This window comes from Morganella sp. HSTU-ASny43 (assembly GCF_022819185.1).
Classification (GTDB): domain Bacteria; phylum Pseudomonadota; class Gammaproteobacteria; order Enterobacterales; family Enterobacteriaceae; genus Morganella; species Morganella morganii.
Genome location: NZ_WSPG01000001.1, coordinates 158,096 through 179,256 on the forward strand (window position 1 = coordinate 158,096; position 21,161 = coordinate 179,256).

At 51.6% G+C, this 21,161-nt stretch carries 18 protein-coding genes and 2 tRNA genes; 15 read left to right on the forward strand and 5 right to left on the reverse strand.

Annotation, left to right across the window (positions count from 1 at the left end; genetic code table 11):
• Window positions 1-92: 92 nt before the first annotated feature.
• Genes ttrB through ttrA form a run of 3 tightly spaced genes read left to right on the forward strand, consistent with a single transcriptional unit; the run spans window position 93 to window position 4,967 of the window.
• Window positions 93-830, forward strand: coding sequence for a tetrathionate reductase subunit TtrB (ttrB, locus tag GN208_RS00750; protein WP_004236883.1), 738 nt, complete (start codon window positions 93-95; stop codon window positions 828-830).
• Window positions 830-1,894 carry a tetrathionate reductase subunit TtrC gene (ttrC, locus tag GN208_RS00755; RefSeq protein ID WP_004236882.1) on the forward strand — a complete coding sequence of 355 codons (1,065 nt, stop codon included), beginning with the start codon at window positions 830-832 and terminating at the stop codon, window positions 1,892-1,894. Before ttrB ends, ttrC begins: the two co-directional genes overlap by 1 nt.
• Entirely contained in the window at window positions 1,887-4,967 is a 3,081-nt protein-coding gene (gene ttrA / locus GN208_RS00760; RefSeq protein WP_048884169.1) for a tetrathionate reductase subunit TtrA, read from the forward strand. Before ttrC ends, ttrA begins: the two co-directional genes overlap by 8 nt.
• 144 nt (window positions 4,968-5,111) lie before the next feature.
• Here ttrA and bssS read toward each other — a convergent pair whose 3' ends face one another.
• Both bssS and pyrC read right to left on the reverse strand, forming a co-directional pair.
• A complete protein-coding gene (gene bssS / locus GN208_RS00765; protein ID WP_004236879.1) occupies window positions 5,112-5,369 on the reverse strand; it encodes a biofilm formation regulator BssS in 258 nt (85 codons plus the stop codon).
• A gap of 234 nt (window positions 5,370-5,603) precedes the next feature.
• Entirely contained in the window at window positions 5,604-6,656 is a 1,053-nt protein-coding gene (gene pyrC, locus GN208_RS00770) for a dihydroorotase (RefSeq protein WP_015422620.1), read from the reverse strand.
• A 337-nt stretch (window positions 6,657-6,993) separates the two neighbouring features.
• Here pyrC and GN208_RS00775 point away from each other — a divergent pair, with 337 nt between their 5' ends.
• Window positions 6,994-7,296 (forward strand): helix-turn-helix domain-containing protein, encoded by a 303-nt coding sequence (locus tag GN208_RS00775; RefSeq protein ID WP_004236876.1) that lies wholly within the window; start codon window positions 6,994-6,996, stop codon window positions 7,294-7,296.
• 49 nt (window positions 7,297-7,345) lie between these two features.
• On the opposite strand, the gene GN208_RS00780 is transcribed toward GN208_RS00775, so the two are convergent.
• The 3 genes from GN208_RS00780 to GN208_RS00790 all read right to left on the reverse strand — a co-directional run bounded on the left by GN208_RS00780 (window position 7,346) and on the right by GN208_RS00790 (window position 8,362).
• A tRNA-Asn gene (locus GN208_RS00780) sits at window positions 7,346-7,421 on the reverse strand.
• 226 nt (window positions 7,422-7,647) lie between these two features.
• Window positions 7,648-7,723 (reverse strand) — tRNA-Asn (locus tag GN208_RS00785).
• Window positions 7,724-7,852: 129 nt separating this feature from the next.
• Window positions 7,853-8,362: a YlaC family protein gene (locus GN208_RS00790; RefSeq protein WP_004236872.1), complete on the reverse strand. Its 510-nt coding sequence runs from the start codon at window positions 8,360-8,362 to the stop codon at window positions 7,853-7,855.
• 460 nt (window positions 8,363-8,822) lie between these two features.
• On the opposite strand from GN208_RS00790, the gene cspE reads away from it, so the two are divergent.
• The 11 genes from cspE (at window position 8,823) to GN208_RS00845 (ending at window position 21,159) form a co-directional block, all read left to right on the forward strand.
• A complete protein-coding gene (cspE, locus tag GN208_RS00795; RefSeq protein WP_004240014.1) occupies window positions 8,823-9,035 on the forward strand; it encodes a transcription antiterminator/RNA stability regulator CspE in 213 nt (70 codons plus the stop codon).
• Between the two features lie 103 nt (window positions 9,036-9,138).
• On the forward strand, window positions 9,139-9,333 hold the full coding sequence (gene dsrB, locus GN208_RS00800; protein ID WP_015422621.1) for a protein DsrB: 195 nt from the start codon (window positions 9,139-9,141) through the stop codon (window positions 9,331-9,333).
• A gap of 349 nt (window positions 9,334-9,682) precedes the next feature.
• Window positions 9,683-10,378, forward strand: coding sequence for an MgtC family protein (locus GN208_RS00805; RefSeq protein ID WP_004236869.1), 696 nt, complete (start codon window positions 9,683-9,685; stop codon window positions 10,376-10,378).
• Between the two features lie 1,713 nt (window positions 10,379-12,091).
• Complete coding sequence (flhD, locus tag GN208_RS00810) at window positions 12,092-12,445, forward strand: flagellar transcriptional regulator FlhD (protein ID WP_004240016.1); 354 nt, start codon at window positions 12,092-12,094, stop codon at window positions 12,443-12,445.
• A gap of 5 nt (window positions 12,446-12,450) precedes the next feature.
• Window positions 12,451-13,032, forward strand: a complete 582-nt coding sequence (gene flhC / locus GN208_RS00815) for a flagellar transcriptional regulator FlhC (protein WP_004236866.1) — start codon at window positions 12,451-12,453, stop codon at window positions 13,030-13,032.
• 99 nt (window positions 13,033-13,131) lie between these two features.
• The gene (gene motA / locus GN208_RS00820) at window positions 13,132-14,019 is read left to right on the forward strand and encodes a flagellar motor stator protein MotA (RefSeq protein ID WP_004240017.1); all 888 of its coding nucleotides are present in this window, start codon (window positions 13,132-13,134) and stop codon (window positions 14,017-14,019) included.
• A gap of 7 nt (window positions 14,020-14,026) precedes the next feature.
• Window positions 14,027-15,028, forward strand: a complete 1,002-nt coding sequence (gene motB / locus GN208_RS00825; protein WP_004236864.1) for a flagellar motor protein MotB — start codon at window positions 14,027-14,029, stop codon at window positions 15,026-15,028.
• A gap of 76 nt (window positions 15,029-15,104) precedes the next feature.
• Window positions 15,105-17,177: a chemotaxis protein CheA gene (gene cheA / locus GN208_RS00830; protein WP_004236863.1), complete on the forward strand. Its 2,073-nt coding sequence runs from the start codon at window positions 15,105-15,107 to the stop codon at window positions 17,175-17,177.
• Window positions 17,178-17,193: 16 nt separating this feature from the next.
• Window positions 17,194-17,691: a chemotaxis protein CheW gene (gene cheW, locus GN208_RS00835; protein ID WP_004236862.1), complete on the forward strand. Its 498-nt coding sequence runs from the start codon at window positions 17,194-17,196 to the stop codon at window positions 17,689-17,691.
• Between the two features lie 95 nt (window positions 17,692-17,786).
• The gene (locus GN208_RS00840; RefSeq protein WP_004236861.1) at window positions 17,787-19,472 is read left to right on the forward strand and encodes a methyl-accepting chemotaxis protein; all 1,686 of its coding nucleotides are present in this window, start codon (window positions 17,787-17,789) and stop codon (window positions 19,470-19,472) included.
• A 112-nt stretch (window positions 19,473-19,584) separates the two neighbouring features.
• Window positions 19,585-21,159 carry a methyl-accepting chemotaxis protein gene (locus GN208_RS00845; protein WP_004236860.1) on the forward strand — a complete coding sequence of 525 codons (1,575 nt, stop codon included), beginning with the start codon at window positions 19,585-19,587 and terminating at the stop codon, window positions 21,157-21,159.
• The last annotated feature ends 2 nt before the right edge of the window (window positions 21,160-21,161 follow it).

Below are 21,161 nucleotides of genomic sequence, written 5' to 3' on the forward strand. Positions count from 1 at the left end.
GACATATCCCTTTACTCAACAACATGTTTATTCCTTTTTGGTTGAGTTTGAATACGACGAGCAATGAAGTTCCAAATACACCGGAGAGCAGTATGGATCTTGGCAAACGAAAATTTCTGCAAAACCTGGGCGTCCTGACAGCAGGTACGGCCCTGGTTCCGATGGCGGAGGCAGGTCTGCATTTTTCGCCGACCCGCCGTGAAGGCGACCCGTCAAAGCGCTACGGTATGCTGATTGATTTACGCCGCTGTGTCGGCTGTCAGTCCTGTACCGTCAGCTGTTCAGTTGAAAACCAGAGCCCGCAGGGGCAGTTCCGCACCAGTGTCAGCCAGTATCAGATTCAGATCCGCAATGAAGAGGCGACCACCAACGTGCTTCTGCCGCGTCTGTGCAACCATTGTGATAACCCGCCGTGTGTGCCGGTATGTCCGGTGCAGGCCACTTTCCAGCGCGAAGACGGCATTGTGGTGGTGGATAACACCCGCTGTGTCGGCTGCGCCTATTGTGTGCAGGCCTGTCCGTACGATGCCCGCTTTATTAACCACAGCACACAGACCGCAGATAAGTGCACCTTCTGCGCCCACCGTCTGGAAGCGGGGCTGTTACCGGCCTGTGTGGAATCCTGTGTCGGCGGCGCACGTATTATCGGTGACCTGAAAGATCCGTCCGGCACCATCAGCAAAATGCTCAGAGAGCATGAAGCTGCGATTAAAGTGCTGAAACCGGAAAACGGCACACTGCCGCAGGTGTTCTATCTGGGACTGGATGAGGCTTTCGTTCATCCGCTGGAAAACCGCGGACAGCCCGCATTATGGCAGGAGATCCACTGATGACTGAACAAGCGATGTTAATTCAGGAAGTGCTGGCCCGGCCGCAGGAAATCACCTGGCTGCCGTGGGCGGTGCAATACTTCTTTATGATAGGGATCGCCGCCTGTGCCGCCCTGTATGCCTGCTGGCAGCGCTGGCGGGGAGACAAACGGGATGCCCGCCTTGAGATGCTCGCGGTCTTTATCAGCATCACCCTCGGGATCGCCGCGCCGATGGCACTGACAGCGGATCTGCATCAGACCGCCCGTGTCTGGCATTTCTATGCTTATCCGACGCCGTGGTCGTGGATGCCGTGGGGCGCTCTGTTCCTGCCGGCGTTTACCGGCTGTATCGGTCTCTATTTCCTGGCGCTGGTGGCGGACAAAATCTGGCATAAGCAATTTAAACTGACCCGCTGGGTGGCACTCGGCAGTGCCGCATTCGCCATCGGCCTGCTGCTGTATACCGGCCGTGAGGTTTCAGTGGTGCGTGCGCATCCGATCTGGTTCAGTTACTGGATCCCGGTGCTGCTCTTCTTCAGTGCATTACAGGCACTGCCTGCCCTGATGATGCTGGGTGCCCGCCGTGAGCCGCAGTATCAGGCGCAACTGGCGCGTCTGCAGGTGGTTTCGTTACTGCTGCTGGCGGTGTGTATGGGATTCTGGATCGCCGGTGACACCATTTCCGGTGCCGCTATCCGCGCCCAGCTCCGTTTCGGCACAACCGGGTGGACACTGGCGATGGGTGAAATCGTTCTGTGGATTGCGCTGATGGTGCTGGCGGTCCGTCTGCTGACCCGCCGTGGCTCAGTCGCGTATATCACCGTTCATGCGCTGCTGACACTGTTCCTGACCTGGTCGCTGCGCTGGCTGCTGCTGATGCAGGTACAGACGCTGCCGAAATACAATGTCATGCACAATCCGTACAGCCTGCCGATGGGCACGGATGGTATTCAGGCCATTATCGGCACGATCGGTTTATGGATAGCTCTGGTGATTATATTCCGTGAAGGTATCCGCTGGGTTAATAACAAAGTACAGAATCAACAGAAAGTCGCGCAGGACGGGGGTGTACAACATGGCTAAGTCAACAAGACGTCAGTGGTTAAAAGCAGGTTTGGCGATCGGCGGACTGGCAGCGTTCGGTTACAGTTACCGCGATGTGGCGAAACGCGCCGTCGACGGGCTGATGAACGGTACTTCCGGTAAAGTGACTCTGCACCGCATTAACGGTAACTCGCTGATCCCGGAAGGGAATGCCCTGAAAGGCTGGCAGGCGGAAAACGCACAGGCGGTATCGATGACCCAGTGCTTCGGCTGCTGGACGCAGTGCGGGATCCGTGCCCGTGTTGATCGCGAAACCAATCAGGTGATCCGCATTGCCGGTAACCCGTATCATCCGCTCTCTCACGACCACCACATCGCCTATAACACGCCGCTGGCGGAAGCCCTGAAAAACATGGGCGGCGAAAGCGGCCTGGAAGGACGTTCCACCGCCTGTGCCCGTGGCGCGACACTGATGGAAGGGCTGCACAGCCCGCTGCGTATCCTGGAGCCGATGAAGCGCGCCGGTAAACGCGGCGAAGGTAAATGGCAGCGCATCAGCTTTGAACAGCTGATAAAAGAAGTGACGGAAGGCGGTGATCTGTTCGGCGAAGGTCATGTGGACGGGCTGCGTGCTATCCGTGACCTCGATACGCTGATTGACCCGGCACAGCCTGCACTCGGCCCGGTGGCAAACCAGTTACTGGTGACCAACGCCGGGGATGACGGGCGCGATACCTTTATCCGCCGTTTTGCCCAGAATGCCTTCGGCAGCAAAAACTTCGGCGCACACGGCGCTTATTGCGGACTGGCCTATCGCGCCGGCTCCGGTGCGCTGATGAACGACCTGGACAAAAACGCCCACGTCAAACCGGACTGGGATTATGTGAAGTTTGCCCTGTTCCTCGGCACCTCTCCGGCGCAGTCCGGTAACCCGTTCAAACGCCAGGGGCGTCAACTGGCCAATGCGCGGATCCGCGACAGCTTTAACTATGCGGTGGTTTCACCGGCACTGCCGCTGACCACTACGCTTGCCAATGACCACGGACACTGGATCCCAATCACACCGGGCACCGATTCCGCGCTGGTCATGGGTATGATCCGCTGGATGATTAAGAATAACCGCTATAACGCGGAGTATCTCGCCGTTCCGGGGGAAGCCTCCATGAAGCGTGTCGGTGAGAGCAGCTGGACAAACGCCACTCACCTCGTGATCACTGATGATGCACATCCGCTGGCCGGTCAGCATCTGACAGCTGAAGCCCTGAGCGGACAAACATCCGAAGAGCAGGTGTATATGGTGCTGACAGAGCAGGGTGAGCTGGTTCCGGCGGATAATTGTGACCGTGCGGTACTTGAAGTCAGTCAGCCGGTCACGCTGGCAGACGGCACCACGGTGAATCTGAAGAGCAGTTTCCTGCTGCTGAAAGAATCCGCACAGCGTTTTACCCCGGCAGAATACAGTGCCCGCTGCGGTGTGCCGGAAGAAACGATTGCTGCACTGGCGAAAACACTGACCTCATACGGCCGTCAGGCGGCGGTCATTTCGCACGGCGGGATGATGTCCGGTAACGGATTCTATAACGCCTGGGCGGTGATCATGCTCAATGCGCTGATCGGTAACATGAACCTGAAAGGCGGCGTGTCTGTCGGCGGCGGCAAGTTTAACGGCGCCAATGACGGGCCATGCTACAAAATGGACAGCTTCCCGGGCAAAGTGAAGCCGAAAGGCATGAACCTGGCGCGCAGTAAGTCGGTCTATGAAAAATCTGATGAATACAAAAACAAGGTTTCCGCCGGTCAGAACCCGTATCCGGCCAAAGCACCGTGGTATCCGCTTGCAGCCGGTCAGCTGACCGAGCAGCTCGGCTCTGCACTGGAAGGGTATCCGCACAAACTGAAAGCCTGGATCACCAATATGACCAACCCGCTGTACGGCATTGCGGGGATCCGTCAGGTGATGGAAGAGAAGCTGAAAGACCCGGCGTATCTGCCGCTGATTATCGGTATCGATGCCTTTATGAATGAAACCACCGCGCTGGCGGATTACATTGTGCCGGATACCCACAACTTTGAAAGCTGGGGATTCAGTGCGCCGTGGTCCGGTGTACAGACCAAAGCCACCACCGCCCGCTGGCCGGTTGTTGCGCCGCGTGTGGCAAAAACGGCGGATGGTCAGCCGGTAGCGATGGAATCCTTCTGTATTGCGGTGGCGAAAGCCCTGAACCTGCCGGGATTCGGTGATAATGCTATCGCGGACAATGACGGCAACACTTATCCGCTGAACACGGCGGAGGATTACTATCTGCGTGTGGCGGCCAATACCGCCTTTATGGGCGAAAAACCGGGGCCGGAAGCCAAAGAGGCGGATATCCGTCTGTCCGGGGTGGATCGCATCATGCCTGTTATGCAGCAGGTGCTGAAAGCAGAAGAAATCAGCCGTGTTGCTTATCTCTTCAGCCGCGGCGGCCGTTTTGCGCCGTATGAAAAAGGCTGGGACGGGGAGAAAACCGGGCCGCAGTGGAAACAGCCGCTGCAGATCTGGAACGCGGAAGTGGCGCAGAACCGCCATGCCATCACCGGCGAGCGTTTCAGCGGGTGTCCGGCCTATTATCCGCCGCGTCTGTCGGACGGCAGCGATATTGACCGCGTCTATCCGGCGGAAAGCTGGCCGCTGAAACTGATGTCCTTTAAATCCCATGTGATGAGTAGTTCAACCACCATGATTGAGCGCCTGCACCATGTGAAACCGTCAAACCTGGTGGCGATCAACCCGGCGGACGGCGAGAAGTTCGGCGTGCAGCACGGGGATCTGGTGCGTATCACCACGCCGGGCGGCAGTGTCGAAGCGCAGATCAGCCTGCTGACCGGTGTGATGCCGGGTGTGGTGGCGATTGAACACGGTTACGGACATCACGAAATGGGCGCACGTCAGCACTATCTTGACGGCGAAGCGCTGGCGATGGATAAACGCATCGCGTCCGGCATTAATATCAACGACCTCGGCTTCGCTGACCCGACCCGCCAGGTGGCTAACACCTGGCTGGACTGGGTAACCGGAGCGTCTGTGCGGCAGGGATTGCCGGCGAAAGTGGAACGGATTTCCGCAGCCTGATAACACTGTCTGCCTCAACCCATCATCCAACAATTATAATAAGTCGTAATGCAATACCTCTGACCACCTCCGGGTGGTCTTTTTTTTTGCCGCAGAAAACACAAAGGACACCAAATGGTGTCCCTCTTGTGCAGTCTTTGCGTGTCAGTGTCTGATATTATCTGACTGATTATAATATTCGCCGGACTCAATTTTATCGATACCGGCCTGAAGTATGTCAATCAACTGGCGGGCGACATCGGTCGTCAGCCACATAGTTTTATCCACTTCTGCATGTTCGGGAGACTGGGACTGATCCTGCAGATAATGCAGGCGCAGCATCATGGCGTCGTAACTGTCGACGGTACTGATATCCCATCCGATAACTGGATGAGTCTGGATCACGGTTTTTTTATCGTTCATGGAACCTCCTAATCATACGGCAAGATGGTTAAGTATCTCTGACTAAGAGCTAACGTCCCGTTAACAACGGGTGATATCAGTATAAGGTCTTTTCGCAAAGTAAAAAGGGGGGATCAGACTTTTATTATGCAAAAAACGGCAAAAACGCCTTCTCTGAACATAATAGTAGTGCAATAAGATGGTTTTTACCTTATTGCACTAAAAGTCTGAGTGTTTATACTTGGTTTATTTTGCTTAACGACAGATTTTAACATCCCAGCGGGCATCGGTTCCGGCCAGGAAAGGCACTAAAATATCCTCTGCGCCGTTAATGATTTCCGGGGTGATGACTTCCTGACGGGTTAATTCGATAAAGCCGTCATTGACCGGCAGACCATAAAACGCCGGGCCGTTCAGTGAACAGAATGCCTCAAAGTGCTCCAGCGCGTTCAGCTCCTCAAATACCGTGGCATAAGCGGCCAGTGCGGTCGGGGCATTGAACACCCCGGCACAGCCGCAGGAGGACTCTTTGCGGTGACGGGCATGCGGAGCGCTGTCCGTGCCGAGGAAGAACCGTTTGCAGCCGCCGGCCACTGCCTGACGCAGTGCTTCCTGATGTACATTACGTTTCAGAATCGGCAGGCAGAACAGATGCGGACGTACACCGCCGACCAGCATATGGTTGCGGTTAAACATCAGATGCTGCGGTGTCAGTGTGGCGGCGACATTATCATCCCCGTCCAGCACATACTGAGCAGCTTCTTTGGTGGTGATATGCTCGAACACCACTTTCAGTGCCGGGAAATCACGGCGCAGCGGGATCATCACATCATCAATAAAACGGGCTTCGCGGTCGAAAATATCAATATCGGCGTGTGTCACTTCACCGTGTACCAGCAGCGGCATACCATTGCGGGACATCATCTCCAGCACCGGATAAATATTGCGGATATCTGACACGCCGTGTGCGGAGTTGGTGGTCGCATTCGCCGGATACAGTTTACAGGCGGTAAACACACCTTCGCGGAAACCGCGTTCAATCTCAGCCGGGTCTGCGTTATCGGTCAGATAGCAGGTCATCAGCGGGGTGAAACTGTGCCCCTGCGGTACGGCGGCCAGAATGCGTTCGCGGTACGCAATGGCGGCATCGGTGGTGGTGACCGGCGGAACCAGGTTCGGCATCACAATGGCGCGCCCGAAAAATTCACTGGTGAAAGGCACAACAGTACCGAGCATCGCACCATCACGGAAATGGATATGCCAGTCGTCAGGGCGGCGGATTTTCAGGGAAGTAACAGGATGAGTCATTGAACCGGCTCCGAAATAAGTAAAGGATAACCTGATGGCGGGTGCCATAAGCCGGAAAAGAATGATAGAACGATTCGCCGGTAAATACCATGTTAATTTGCGCTTTTGCGTTACCGGCGGAGAAACGGTAGCTCTGTTGCAGAAACGGGCAGGGGGTTTCTGAATGTTTGTCCGGGTTACCGGCATCACGGGTCGGTTGTCGTAATGACCTGTTGTAAAATCCGCACTATTGCTTTGCACCTATATAGCATATGATCTATATTATAAGGACATAACGTGTGGAAGATAGTCACAACAGATAATTTTACAGCGTGGTTTGCAAAAACAGGAGTTAACAATGGGAAAGTCACTCAGACAACTGCTGGCTGAGGAAAAGCCGGAAGTCGCGGCTGCTGCACGGGTTCAGGCGGATGAGATCCTGCTGAATATCCATCTGGCGGAGCTGCGGGAGAAAGTGAAGAAAACACAGGTGGAAATGGCGCAGGCACTGGGAATAAAACAGCCGACAGTCGCAGGGATGGAAAAACCGGGGCGTGATGTCAAATTATCCACGCTGAGACGCTATGTGGATGCCATCGGCGGAAAACTGAATATTGATGTTGAACTGCCGGACGGCACGCATTATATGTTCCGGGTCTGATACGGGATACTGCGGATAAAACAGAGAAATAAACAGGAGAGGTAAACGTTGGCTCCTCCAGCTGGACTCGAACCAGCGACATACGGATTAACAGTCCGCCGTTCTACCGACTGAACTATGGAGGAACATCTTCAACGCGGGGTGCATAGTAGTGCGGCGGGGCCGGTTTGTCAAAATGAAAAATGACTTTTTGAATCGTTTGCTTTGTTTGTGATCACTTTGCAGGAAATAACAGCAAAAAGCATAATTTCTGCCTGTAAATCAGTCAGTCATGAAAAATAAAAACAGGCAGACAGAAATTACCGGATGGCATAAACGAAAAAGCCCGCTCAGTGAGCGGGCTCTTAAATATGGCTCCTCCAGCTGGACTTGAACCAGCGACATACGGATTAACAGTCCGCCGTTCTACCGACTGAACTATGGAGGAAGCGTGTTCCCTTGGGAACGAGGCGCATATTAACGGGGTGCCCCGGTTGTGTCAACGGGAAAAAGGCAATTTTATTCTGTTTGCTCAGCAAGTAACCCGGGTGAGTGAAAAACAGGCATAAACAGTGGCTTAAGCTGCACCTTTCATCCAGTGAGAGCGTGGTTTTTCCGGATGCGCTTCCGGGTACGCCATCAGATGCAGATCATAAAATGACACGGTACCTTTTGTTTCTGTCATATGGCGGATCTCCTGTTTCAGTGAATCACTGACCTGCGGGTGGTCAAGTAACGCCGTCAGGGTTTCCGGGGGCACAACTTCACTGACAAACCATTCGCCGTTGTAGCACACCCGCAGATCCAGCACGCCGATATCCGTAAAGCGGTAAACCGGTCTGACCTCAAACAGCAGAACCGCAGCCATTACCAGGAACAGAGCACTGAAACCGAGCAGCCAGTAAAAGCCGAAGTAGGGTGCATAATAAATAAGAACACCCAGAACAAGATAGGACACCACCATCGCCAGACATAAATAAGGATAGGTGCGGATAAAATGACTGCTGAAACGGGGTTTTCCGTCCCGTTTCTCACGCTGGTTGATATTATCAAGAGCGCCGGTAATAAGTGTTCTGACGACATCCATATGAATGACCTCCGCAGGTCTGCTGACTATTCTGATACATTATATTAACATGTCCGGTACACAACCGCGCAGAACAGTTACGGGCTTTGTGAGGGATAACTGTTATGATGCGAGGATTATTAAGAATAGTCTTATTTGGCTTAAGTCTGGCCTGATTGTCAGTTCAATACGCTGAAATCGCAGACAATTAACCAAACAAAAGTTAATAAATATGAGCTCTTTCACTTTTTTTAAAATTCACGGCAATAAATCAGTTGCTATTCATCCCCACTCATGAGTTAATGCTTGCGGCCCTAAAAAGAGCAGCTTTATGTATGACAACTGAGTTTGAGCGTTTAAGTTGAGTGTTATCCCGGATAGCCTTTGACCGTTTCATATGCTGTGTGCCTCCATTTAGTTTTTGCTTCCGGCCAGTACCTGCCAAAATGGCAATGCATTTATTTATATATAGGAAAGTCACATGTCTGACAAAATGAAAGGTCAAGTTAAGTGGTTCAACGAATCTAAAGGCTTTGGTTTCATCACTCCAGCTGATGGCAGCAAAGATGTTTTCGTTCACTTCTCTGCCATTCAGGGCGCAGGTTTCAAAACCCTGGGCGAAGGCCAACAAGTAGAATTCACCATCGAGAATGGTGCTAAAGGCCCGGCTGCAGCTAACGTAACTCCGCTGTAAGATATAGCCAAACCGAATTCCAAGCCTGCCGCGTAAGTGGCGGGCTTTTTTTATACCTGATTTTTATGCTAATCACACTATCGTGACGACCGGGAGCCGGATGATGCAGATTGACGACACAGTTTATGTCAAAACCGATGCGGATGAGCCGCGTGAAGGCCGGATATTGCTGATCGAACCGTTCAGTGAAGGTGTGATGTATCTGGTGGCGTTACCGGAATATCCGGAGGGAATTTGGTTTTTTAATGAAAAAGAGGGCGGGGATGGTGTATTCATCACGCCGAAAAATAATTTCTGACTTTACATATTTTCGCGGACATCCTATACTCCGCGCATCTTTTCTGAACAGAGGACCCGGATTTGGACAGTCACAGTTATAACTCAATTAACTGATCCGGCACACCTTTCTCTTCTGAAACTGTCTGCCGGAATGATAATGGCGGGCAGCACCTTTCTTGCGGTACTGCACTTTTTTATTGATACAGATGATCCGCCGGTTCCCGGTCGTATCACTGCTACAGGTATGCAGTATGTTTATTGTTTCTCACGCACTCTTTCCTCCTGGTTACTGAGCAGAATTTTCAGTCATTTTTACTTTTTCTGCTGTTAACACCTGACGCCATTGCGTCTTTCGGGTGGAGGTTACTATGTTTGCAATTCCTTATTTACTCAATTTACTGGCGGCGCTGGCACTTGGCGCCCTGATTGGTGCGGAGCGCCAGTGGCGTCAGCGGATGGCAGGTCTGCGCACCAATGCGCTGGTGGCAGTAGGTGCCGCTGTATTTATCTTAAGTTCGGTGACCACATCACCGGACAGCCCGGGACGTATAGCCGCACAGGTGGTTTCCGGGATCGGTTTTCTCGGGGCCGGCGTTATTATGCGTGAAGGCATGAATATCCGCGGGCTGAATACCGCCGCGACATTATGGTGCTCAGCCGGTATAGGTGTGCTGTGCGGACTGGGGGAATTTGGTCCGGCAGTGACGGCAGCACTGGTTATCTTATGCGCCAATATTTTGCTGCGGGAAGCTGCGCAGCGCATCAATGCCCGGCCGGTCATTCACGCCACGGACCTGGTGCAGGACTATAAAATCCGTGCCGTTTGTCATGAAAAAGATGAAATTCTGGTCAGAACCGTGATCCTTCAGGCGCTGAATGGTTCACATGTCCGGCTGCACTCACTCAGTAGTGCGGATACTTCCGGCGGAAAACTGGAGGTTTGTGCGGAAGTGCGTGCCACACCGGCAGAGCAGAAGGAGATAGAAGCCATTGTTTGCCGGGTCAGTCTGGAGAGAAGTGTCAGTGCGGTCAACTGGATGATTGCCTCTGAACTGCCGGTCTGATGCCTTTCTGTACGCTGGTCAGCAACTATCGATCTTTTTTTAATAAAGCCTTAAGGTTTGTGCCGGTGGTTATTCCACCGGCTTTATTCTGTGTATCAACAGAATATTTATATTTAGTGATAATTTTTGATGGAAGAGGCAGAGGATTTTTAGCTTATTTTAAGAATAAAGAACTAAATCTTCAGCTATCCGCTTGATGGAAAGTGCCGGATTAGTGTCACACTACGGCAGATTTTTTGTGGCAGTAAAGTGAGGTTACGGGGTGGAGAGCGTGACGTCTGTCATAAATATCGGCCCGGATTTCAGAAACTTTTCAGAAAATCAGCAATAAACCGTGATGACAATCACAATTTAATAACATTTTATCGCTAATCAGGCGATGGTATAAAAAGCGCAGGATCGCAAATTTTGATCTGCTTACTGATTTTCAGTGCTGCGGGATAAAGAGCACTGTTCTGCGGGACTGAATAGCGTGAAATAATTACCCTGAATCGTCACATGACTGCGATACACTTTTAATTTGTAAAAACAAAAGTATATAGTAACTATATGTTACTATATTGTAGGTTATTACTTCAGACACGATCCTATCTTTTAATGCTACATTTAATTAACGACTTTGCTAATAGGAAAATGCCGGGATTGTGATGGTATGATGCCATTTCTGTGACAGAAGGATGTCAGTGTGTTTTTCAGAACAGTAACCGGTTTATCAAAGAGGCGGCGAGTTTATAAAAGTATCATCCGAAGGTATATACATAACCTTATCAGCTCCGGAAAGACAAATAAGTGAGCATATAAAAAGAGAGAGCCATTATTTTTAAAAAGAAATAAAGACAGCCTGAATTGAAAACCACAACAATGAATTAAATTCATTTAATCTTCAGTTACCTTCCTTCCAAATAACCCCTTGGCTATAACATAAAGTTATCTTATGATTTATCATCATGAATGGCTATTTTTTGTTAAAAATAACTAAACATTGATCAGCGGGGATGTTATGTAATGCTCACAATTTCACATTGTTATTGCAGGGTCATAAACCGGGTGAAAATGAACAAAATCGAGCTTTATATAACCATTTAGGTGAAAAATAAGAGTTTTGTACCGCTATTTTTGCTAAGTATACCTTCGATAGATAGGGTAAAGCAGAGTTTCCCAATAAAGCTCATTGATCTGGATCAATATAGGCAGTCACATTATATGATTGGTGCAATGGACTTGAGTCACACACATTTTGAGTCGTATTCGCCTGAAGATTATTGACATTTGACTTATGGGAGTGATAAGTACGGTGAGTATTTGGGATATGGTGAGACAAAATATAATTAATAGTAAAATTGTACTAATGCATGGTGGGATGTTTATCTTTCTCTGCCAAAAACAAACATCAGTGGCTTGAATAGTTAATTTTGTGGTGCATAATAAATAACGTCTATAAATGATATAAGATGATTCAGACATTAAATAAGCTGGTGCTGATTTTAATCGTTACCTTTATTGTTTACAGGTATTCCTGATATGTATTTAATTTAAGTTTACTTTTGTGTGTTTCGCACGCATGCCGGATATTTATATGGATTGGCAGTAAACGATGGAATGAGCTTCTCCGGTATTTATTACATTACGTAAAACAGGATCTCCGGTATCACACAGCGCCGGAGATAGTTTCTGCTGTACTTTGTTGCTGCTGATATTCGGAAAGGAAAAAAAATGAGCCAGACGACTGATTTTCTGAAGCATATTTATGATATTAACCTCTCATACCTGCTGTTAGCCCAAAAACTTATTGCTCAGGAAAAAGCTTCTGCCATGTTCCGCTTAGGCATTAACGATGCAATGGCAACTACGTTAGCAAACCTTACGCTCTCTCAATTGGTCAAATTAGCGGAAACCAACCAGCTAATCTGTCAGTTCAGATTTGAAAGCAGCGAAACCATTGAAAAACTTACACGCGATTCCCGCGTGGATGAATTACAACAGGTTCATACCGGAATTTTACTGTCAACCCGTCTGCTGCAAACGCACGGCGCGGCTGGCACTGACTCACACGCAAGAAAAAGATAAGTATCATGGCCGAAAAAAGTATCATCAAAGAGGCTCAGGATATCCGTCTCGCGATGGAATTAATCTCTCTGGGTGCTCGTCTTCAGATGTTGGAAAGCGAAACGCAAATCAGCCGCGGACGCCTGATCCGCCTCTACAAAGAGCTGCGCGGATGTCCGCCCCCGAAAGGTATGCTGCCGTTTTCCACCGACTGGTTTATGACGTGGGAACAAAATATTCACGCCTCCATGTTTTATAACGCCTATGAGTTTCTGATGAACAGCGGACAGTGCACCGGTGTTGATGTGATAGTAAAGGCTTACCGGCTGTACCTGGAGCAGTGTCCTCCGGCGCCCGGTGAAGAGCCGCTGCTGGCACTGACCCGCGCCTGGACCCTGGTGCGTTTTGTGGAGAGCGGGATGCTTCAGCGCTCGGTCTGCAGTTGCTGCAGCGGGTCATTTGTTACCTACGCGCACATCCCTGAAAACAGTTTTACCTGCAGTTTGTGCCAGCCGCCGTCACGGGCAATAAAAAAACGTAAACTTTCCGCGCTTCCCGCCGATATAACGCTATATCGAGAGGATGGCATTGCCAAAGCGGTAATGTGACTGGATTGATTTGGTAAACAGGCAAATCCGTTTTGCCTGTCCTTCCTGAAAATTCCCTTTGACTGCCATCCGATACCTAACTGAGTTAAAGGGAATAGTGTGTTAATACTCATCGGATACATCATTGTTACGGGCACGGTCATCGGCGGCTATCTGATGGTTGGCGGCCATATGGGCGCACTTTATCAACCCGCTGAATTTGTTATTATTTTAGGTGCCGGTTTTGGTGCATTTGTCGTCGGTAACAGCGGAAAATCCATTGTTGCCCTGGGTAAAGTACTGCCGCGTCTGTTCCGGCGCTCCTCCTACAACAAAGCGATGTCAATGGATCTGATGGCGCTGTTGTTCCAGTTGCTCAATAAATCCCGCCAGCAGGGGCTGCTTGCCCTGGAAAAAGATATCGAAAATCCGCAGGAAAGCGATATTTTTTCCCAGTACCCGCGCATTCTCAAAGATCCGGCTGCACTGATGTTTCTGGTGGATTATCTGCGTCTGATGATCACCAGTAACCTGCAAAGCCACGAAATTGAAGCCCTGATGGATGAGGAACTGGAAACCTTCCGTCAGGAGAGCGAAGTGCCGGCTTCCGGCCTGAATATGGTCGGGGATTCCATGCCGGCATTCGGTATTGTTGCCGCCGTTCTCGGGGTGGTTAATGCGCTGGGTTCTGCTGACCGTCCGGCCGGTGAGCTGGGGGCGCTGATTGCGCATGCGATGGTTGGGACATTCCTCGGTATTCTCGTCGCGTATGGCTTTATTTTACCGCTGGCGTCACTGATTCGTCTGCGCAGTGGTGAACAGCTGAAAATGCTGGAATGTATCAAAGTCACTTTCCTTTCATCCTTACAGGGTTATCCGCCGCAAATCGCGGTTGAATTCGGCCGTAAAGTCCTGTTCAGCGCCGACCGTCCTTCCTTTACCGAGCTGGAAGACAAAGTCCGTGAAGTAAAAGTCAGCCACCGTACCGAAGCACAGGACGGGGAGTAAACCGACGATGAAACCGGGCAATACGCATGTTATCCGCGTCAAAAAGCGGGGCGGTCACGGGCACGGCGGCGGACACGGCGGGTCATGGAAGATTGCTTACGCTGACTTTATGACCGCCATGATGGCGTTCTTCCTGGTGATGTGGCTGATTTCTATCTCCAGCCCGCAGGAGCTGACTCAGATTGCGGAATACTTCCGCACGCCGCTGAAAACAGCGATCAACCCGGGAACAAAAACCGGGGATGCCACTAACCCGATTCCGGGCGGCGGCAAAGACATCATTTACAAAGACGGTGACACACTGCCGGACCCGGACAGCATGCAGGAAGAGCAGGGGCAGGATGAAGCCGGTCGTTTTGAGAAACTGAAACAGGATCTGGAGCAGGCGATTCTCAAAGACCCGCGTCTGAATGAACTGAAGCCGCATCTGCTGATTGATACCACAGATGACGGGCTGCGGATCCAGATTGTCGACAGTGCCAACCGCCCGATGTTTATGGTCGGATCCACTCATGTTGAGCCGTATATGCGGGACATTCTGCGGGCTATCGCGCCGATCCTCAATGACGTGCCGAACCGCATCAGTATTTCCGGTCACACGGATGACCTGCCGTATGCCAACGGCGGTAATTACAGCAACTGGGAACTGTCTGCCGAACGCGCCAATGCCTCGCGCCGTGAACTGGTGCGCGGTGGTATGGCCGAGAACAAAATTCTGCGGGTGGTCGGGATGGCATCCTCTATCCATCTGGATAAAAACGACGGACTTGCGCCGGTGAACCGCCGTATCAGCATCATTGTTCTGAATGAGTCGGAGATGGCAAATATTCTCCATGAATATGATGGTGCTGTTCCCATTACCGATTTACAGCAGCTGAAGCAGTTACCGGCGCCGCATACAGAGACACCGGCTCCGCCGGAGATCCCGCCGGAAAAAGTGCCGGAACCGGCGGCACCGGAGCAGACACCGCCGCAGAACAGCGCTGCGGCGGCAGATACAACACAATAAACAGGATGGACAGGTACTGCCGGATTGCCGGCAGTACCTGTCAGCCGTAACACAAGAAAAAAATTGGATAACCGCGATGGATATAACCGAGTTTTATCAAACGTTCTTCGATGAAGCCGACGAGCTGCTCCGGGATATGGAACAGCACCTGCTGGAGCTTGATCCCCGGGATCCGGACAGTGAACAGCTCAATGCTATCTTCCGCAGCGCGCACTCCATTAAAGGTGGTGCGGCAACATTCGGATTCACGCTGTTGCAGAAAACCACACACACCCTGGAAAACCTGCTTGATAAAGCCCGCCATGATGAGCTGACGCTGACGCCGGATATCATTGATGTCTTCCTTGATACCAAAGATGTGATGGGCTCGCAGCTGGATGCCTATAAGAGCGACACACTGCCGGATGAAGAAAGCTTTAACCGCATCTGTGAAGTACTGGGGCATGTGGAGCAGAGTGTGGCGGACGCCGCTGTTGTCACGGAAACCGCCGCGCCGGAACCGGTCAGTGAAACCGCAGAAATTACTGCCGGCTCAGAAGAGAGCAGCACAGTACCGGAAACCGGTTTTTCACATCATTTCACGTTCACGCTCAGTAAGTTAAAGGAGAGCGAAGTCGCTCTGCTGGCCGATGAGCTGTCGCTGTTCGGCACGGTATACAAAACTGAACAGGGTACCGATACCCTGAAAGTCTGGCTGGGCACCAATACCGCGATTGATGACATCAGCGGCGTGCTCTGCTTTGTGGTGGATGATTCTCAGATTGCGTATGAGGAAACACCGGCAGCGGAATTAACCGCCATGCTGGCCGCAGACAATACCCCGGCAGAGGCGGAAGAAGAAACCGTCAGCGCACCGGTTGCTGTACCGGCACCGGCAGCAGCATCGTCATCTGCTCCGGCGGCGCGCAAAGCACCGGCTGCGGCGGCAAAAAATAAAGGTGACAGCGGCAGCATCCGTGTGGCGGTGGAAAAGGTGGATCAGCTGATCAACCTGGTCGGTGAGCTGGTGATTATCCAGTCAATGCTGACTCAGCACAGCCAGCAGGTGGATCAGGCCGAATATGCGGAACTGCTCAGTTCGATTGTTCAGCTGGAACGCAACTCGCGGGCGCTGCAGGAATCTGTCATGTCTATCCGCATGATGCCGATGGATTATGTCTTCAGCCGCTTCCCGCGCATGGTGCGCGATATCGCCTCAAAACTGAATAAGAAAATTGAGCTGAAAGTGGAGGGTAGCTCCACCGAACTCGATAAGAGCCTGATCGAGCGGATTATCGATCCGCTGACCCACCTGGTGCGCAACAGCCTCGACCACGGTATTGAGAAACCGGACGTCCGCGCGGCAAACGGCAAACCGGAAGCCGGGACTCTGACCCTGGCGGCGGAACATCAGAGCGGCAATATCTGCATTGAAGTGCGGGATGACGGTGCCGGTCTGAACCGGGAGCGGATCCTGGCCAAGGCCCGTCAGCAGGGCATGGATGTGCACGACAACATGACTAACGATGAAATCGCGATGCTGATTATGGCACCGGGTTTCTCCACTGCCGAAGTGATCACCGATGTGTCCGGCCGCGGCGTGGGTATGGATGTGGTGAAACGGAACATTCAGGACATGGGCGGCCGTATTCAGATTGGTTTCACCGAAGGGCGCGGCACCGTGACCCGCATCCTGCTGCCGCTGACTCTGGCTATCCTCGACGGTATGTCCGTCAAAGTGGCCGATGATGTCTTTATTGTGCCGCTCAGCGCCATTATCAGCACACTCCAGCCGCGTCAGGAAGACATTTACCGCCTTGCCGGTGAGGAAAAAATGCTGCTGGTGCGCGGCGAATATCTGCCGCTGGTGGAAATGCATCAGGTCTTCGGTATCGAAGAAGCGGAACGTGATCTGGCGAAAAGTATCGCCCTGATTGTTCAGAACGCCGGTAACCGTTACGCCCTGCTGGTTGACAGACTGATCGGACAGCAGCAGGTGGTGGTGAAAAATGTTGAAAGTAATTACCGCAAAATTCCGGGGATCTCTGCCGCCACTATTATGGGTGACGGTTCTGTCGCACTGATTATTGATGTGGCGGAACTGCAGCGGATGAACAACGAAATTTTGTGCAAAAAGAAAATGAACACGTCACACGTCGTGATGCAATAAACAAAGGTAAATAACCATGTCGATGATGGATGAAGATTTAAACAAACTCGATGAAGAGAAAAACGGCGAAGGGTACCTGATTTTTACCCTGGGCGAAGAAGAGTACGGCATTGAGATCCTGAAAGTACAGGAAATCCGTGGTTATGAGCAGGTCACCCGCATTGCGAATACCCCGGATTTTATCAAGGGTGTCACTAACTTACGCGGTGTGATTATCCCGATTATCGATCTGCGTGTGAAGTTCTCCCATCAGAACGTCACTTACAACGACAACACCGTAGTGATTGTGGTCAATCTGAAAGATCGTGTGGTGGGGATTGTGGTGGACGGCGTGTCTGACGTGCTGGTGCTCAAAGATGAGCAGATTGCCCCGGCGCCGGATTTTGCGGTCACTTTATCAACCAAGTATCTGACCGGCCTGGGCACCATTGGTGACCGGATGCTGATCCTGGTGGATATCGAAAAGCTGCTTTCCAGCGAGGAAATGGCACTCATCGACAGCATGGCTGAATGATAATTCAGCCAAATGGTTTTGGTTAAGCCATCACTAAAGTTTTTTGTCGTGTGACCGATATCAAAAATACAATAACACTATGCCAGTAGAAAATTATGTATAGCAGAATTAAAATTGTATCAGGGCTTTTATCCGTTATTCTTATATTTGTACTGTTGCAGCTGGCATCCAGCGGGCTGATGTTCAGCAAACTGGGTGAAAACCGCGACAGTATCCACTTTTTGGATTCACTCCAGAGTCAGAGACAGGTTCTGACCCAGAGCTGGGTTAATCTGATCCAGGCCCGCGCCAATTTAAACCGGGCGGCAAACGGCTTTTTGCTCAGAGAGCACACCTTTAAAGACGATGCCACCCCGGATGAGCTGATCAAACAGGCCACCCGTCAGTTAGCGGATGCAGACGCTGCGTATGCCCGCTACATGAAAATGATGGAAGGCACCAGTTACGACAAGGCGAAGTTTGAAAAGCTGCTCTCCACGTATGAAACCTACCGTAATGCACTGACCCGGCTGATGTCCTATGTCCGGGAAGATCAGCTGGAACAGTTCTACACCTATGCCACATCCGGTTATCAGATGAAGTTCGAAGAGCAGTTTAATTCGTATTTCGACAGTATTTCTGCGGCGTTCCGGGGTGAAGTACAGAATGCGGAAGATAACTTCAGTGAATCCCTGTATATGCTGATTGCCCTGGCTATTATCCTTGCGCTGATCAGTCTTATCAGTTACCGCTATGTACAGCGCGGCATTATTCACCCTCTCAATGGCCTGGTAGACCGCATCAAAATCTTTGCTGCCGGTGACCTGACCCCGACAGTTGCGGTGAACGGTAAAAATGAAATCGCTGATCTGGGCCGCGGTGTGCAGCACATGCAGCAGGAGCTGATTAATACGGTGCGCGGTGTGCGCGACGGCAGCGAAAATATCTATCAGGGTACCAGCGAAATCGCCGCCGGTAACAATGATCTGTCTGCCCGTACCCAGGAGCAGGTTGCCTGTCTGGAACAGACTGCTGCCAGCATGGAAGAGCTGACCGCAACGGTGAAACAGAACACCGAATACGCCCATCAGGCCAGTGAATTTGCCGGTCAGGCTTCTGACATTGCCCGTGAAGGCGGCAAAGTGGTGTCCAACGTGGTGAATACCATGCTGAATATCGCTGACAGTTCACAGAAAATTTCCGATATCACTGCCGTTATCGACAGCATTGCGTTCCAGACCAATATTCTGGCCCTGAACGCGGCAGTTGAAGCTGCCCGTGCCGGTGAACACGGCCGTGGTTTCGCGGTGGTGGCGGATGAAGTCCGTAACCTGGCGCAGCGCAGCGCGGATGCGGCAAAAGAGATCAAAATCCTCATCGAAGACTCGGTATCCCGTACCGGAACCGGTGCCCGTCAGGCAGAAGATGCCGGCGAAACCATGACCAAAATCGTGGAATCCGTTACCCGTGTCACCGACATCATGGCGCACATTGCCACGGCATCCGATGAGCAGAGCAAAGGTATTTCACAGGTCAGTATTGCAGTTGCTGAAATGGACAAAGTGACGCAGCAGAACGCCTCACTGGTTGAGCAGTCTGCGGTGGCGGCAAATGTGCTGGAAGAACAGGTGGCGAAACTGTCACAGCTGATAGCCATTTTCCGCTTACCGGCCTTGAAGCACAGGGACGATAAACACACTGAACCGGCGGCAAGAACGATTTCCAATGTCGTGAAAACCCCGGATCTCAGCAAAATATCATCGAAGAATCATCAAGATGATGACAATTGGGAAACTTTTTAACGACGCGTCTGTGCTTTGCGCTGTCAGGGAAACCTGACGGCGCTTTTGTGCATCACAGCGATAACAACAACCGAAGCAGGTGAGCCCGGCCGGACGCAGTGGGGATAGCATTATGTTTGGTAAGAGAATACGGATTTCTGTCAGTTTATATCTGTTGCTTATTTTCTTTTGCGGCATGCAGATAGTGTCCAGCGGATTATCGCTGGGGATTGTTTCATCTGAATTATCGTCACTGGAACGGGTCGATCTCGGCTCAAAAAAACGGGCATTACTGGTGTCTTCTTATGAAGATCTGATGCAGGCCCGTAACCTGCTTACCCAGGTTGTTGTTCATATTAAAGTCGGCTCTGAAGAGAGCGATATCCGCCAGGTCAAAGCAGCATTTGATTTGCTGCTGGATAAAGCGGCGGAAGATTACAGCAATTTCAAATCCCAGCCGGTTCTCAGTGAAAAAGAGGATTTTGCCGGTATTGAAGAACAGTATCAGTCTTACCTTGGTGTGATTAAAGAACTGCGCGGTTACATTGATAACGCCAATATCCCTGCCTATGTGGAACACCCGACCCAGATGTATCAGGACAGAATGGGTGCGGTGGTGAATGATTATCTGGCGCTGCTGGATGAAGAGAGCCGCAGTGCGATTGAGTCCGGTACGTTCTATAACCGGATGGCGTGGATTATGTTCTTCGGCGTTACCGCCACCATTCTGCTGATTTCCGGTCTGGCTCATTTCTGGATGCGTTACAAAGTGATTAATCCGCTCACCAGTATGAGCGAGCACTTTATGCAGGTCGCACAGGGCAAACTGAACCAGAAGATAGAAGTGACCACCCGTGATGAAATCGGTGTGGTATTCGGTCAGCTTAAGCTGATGCAGGAATCGCTGGCAGAATCTGTCTCAAACGTTCGCCTGAATACAGACCAGATGTATACCGGAATTCGCGAGATTGCCCTGGGCAATAATAATTTATCATCACGGACAGAGCAGCAGGCTGCCTCCCTGGAGGAAACCGCTGCCAGTATGGAAGAGCTGACCGCAACGGTGAAACAGAACGCCGATAATGCCCGTCAGGCCAGTGAACTTGCGGTGACGGCATCGAAAACCGCCAGCCGTGGTGGTCAGATCACGGACAGCGTGATTGAAACCATGACCTCGATTGCCAACAGTTCGCAGAAAATCAGCGCCATTATCAGCGTGATCGACGGTATTGCTTTCCAGACCAATATCCTGGCACTGAACGCTGCCGTGGAAGCCGCCCGTGCCGGTGAGCAGGGACGCGGATTCTCCGTGGTCGCCGGTGAGGTGCGTGCGCTGGCACAGCGCAGTGCGGATGCCGCGAAAGAGATTAAATCCCTGATTGATGAGTCAGTTGACCGCGTCGGTCAGGGAACGCAACTGGTGGACAGCGCCGGTAAAACAATGGAAGAACTGGTCACTGCGGTGAACCAGGTGACGGAACTGATGAGCGAAATCGCGTCTGCCTCCAACGAGCAGAGCCGTGGTATCGAGCAGGTGGCAACCGCCGTCAGCCAGATGGATCTGGTGACCCAGCAGAACGCCGCACTGGTTGAGCAGTCAACAGGTGCAACAGCCGCACTGGAAGATCAGGCGAATAACCTGGTCGACACGGTCGCTTTCTTTGAGCTGCCGGATAACAGGGGCACTCAGTCCGGCTTTGCCGGCTGACA

What these genes read in the sequence shown, in the direction of transcription:
- GN208_RS00845 (WP_004236860.1), top strand. Translation starts at nt 19,585, where the DNA reads ATGTTTGGTAAGAGAATACGGATTTCTGTCAGTTTATATCTGTTGCTT.
- GN208_RS00840 (WP_004236861.1), top strand. Translation starts at nt 17,787, where the DNA reads ATGTATAGCAGAATTAAAATTGTATCAGGGCTTTTATCCGTTATTCTT.
- GN208_RS00805 (WP_004236869.1), top strand. Translation starts at nt 9,683, where the DNA reads ATGTTTGCAATTCCTTATTTACTCAATTTACTGGCGGCGCTGGCACTT.
- dsrB (WP_015422621.1), top strand. Translation starts at nt 9,139, where the DNA reads ATGCAGATTGACGACACAGTTTATGTCAAAACCGATGCGGATGAGCCG.
- flhC (WP_004236866.1), top strand. Translation starts at nt 12,451, where the DNA reads ATGGCCGAAAAAAGTATCATCAAAGAGGCTCAGGATATCCGTCTCGCG.
- GN208_RS00790 (WP_004236872.1), bottom strand. Translation starts at nt 8,362, where the DNA reads ATGGATGTCGTCAGAACACTTATTACCGGCGCTCTTGATAATATCAAC.
- flhD (WP_004240016.1), top strand. Translation starts at nt 12,092, where the DNA reads ATGAGCCAGACGACTGATTTTCTGAAGCATATTTATGATATTAACCTC.
- motB (WP_004236864.1), top strand. Translation starts at nt 14,027, where the DNA reads ATGAAACCGGGCAATACGCATGTTATCCGCGTCAAAAAGCGGGGCGGT.
- ttrC (WP_004236882.1), top strand. Translation starts at nt 830, where the DNA reads ATGACTGAACAAGCGATGTTAATTCAGGAAGTGCTGGCCCGGCCGCAG.
- cheW (WP_004236862.1), top strand. Translation starts at nt 17,194, where the DNA reads ATGTCGATGATGGATGAAGATTTAAACAAACTCGATGAAGAGAAAAAC.
- pyrC (WP_015422620.1), bottom strand. Translation starts at nt 6,656, where the DNA reads ATGACTCATCCTGTTACTTCCCTGAAAATCCGCCGCCCTGACGACTGG.
- bssS (WP_004236879.1), bottom strand. Translation starts at nt 5,369, where the DNA reads ATGAACGATAAAAAAACCGTGATCCAGACTCATCCAGTTATCGGATGG.
- cheA (WP_004236863.1), top strand. Translation starts at nt 15,105, where the DNA reads ATGGATATAACCGAGTTTTATCAAACGTTCTTCGATGAAGCCGACGAG.
- ttrA (WP_048884169.1), top strand. Translation starts at nt 1,887, where the DNA reads ATGGCTAAGTCAACAAGACGTCAGTGGTTAAAAGCAGGTTTGGCGATC.
- ttrB (WP_004236883.1), top strand. Translation starts at nt 93, where the DNA reads ATGGATCTTGGCAAACGAAAATTTCTGCAAAACCTGGGCGTCCTGACA.
- cspE (WP_004240014.1), top strand. Translation starts at nt 8,823, where the DNA reads ATGTCTGACAAAATGAAAGGTCAAGTTAAGTGGTTCAACGAATCTAAA.
- GN208_RS00775 (WP_004236876.1), top strand. Translation starts at nt 6,994, where the DNA reads ATGGGAAAGTCACTCAGACAACTGCTGGCTGAGGAAAAGCCGGAAGTC.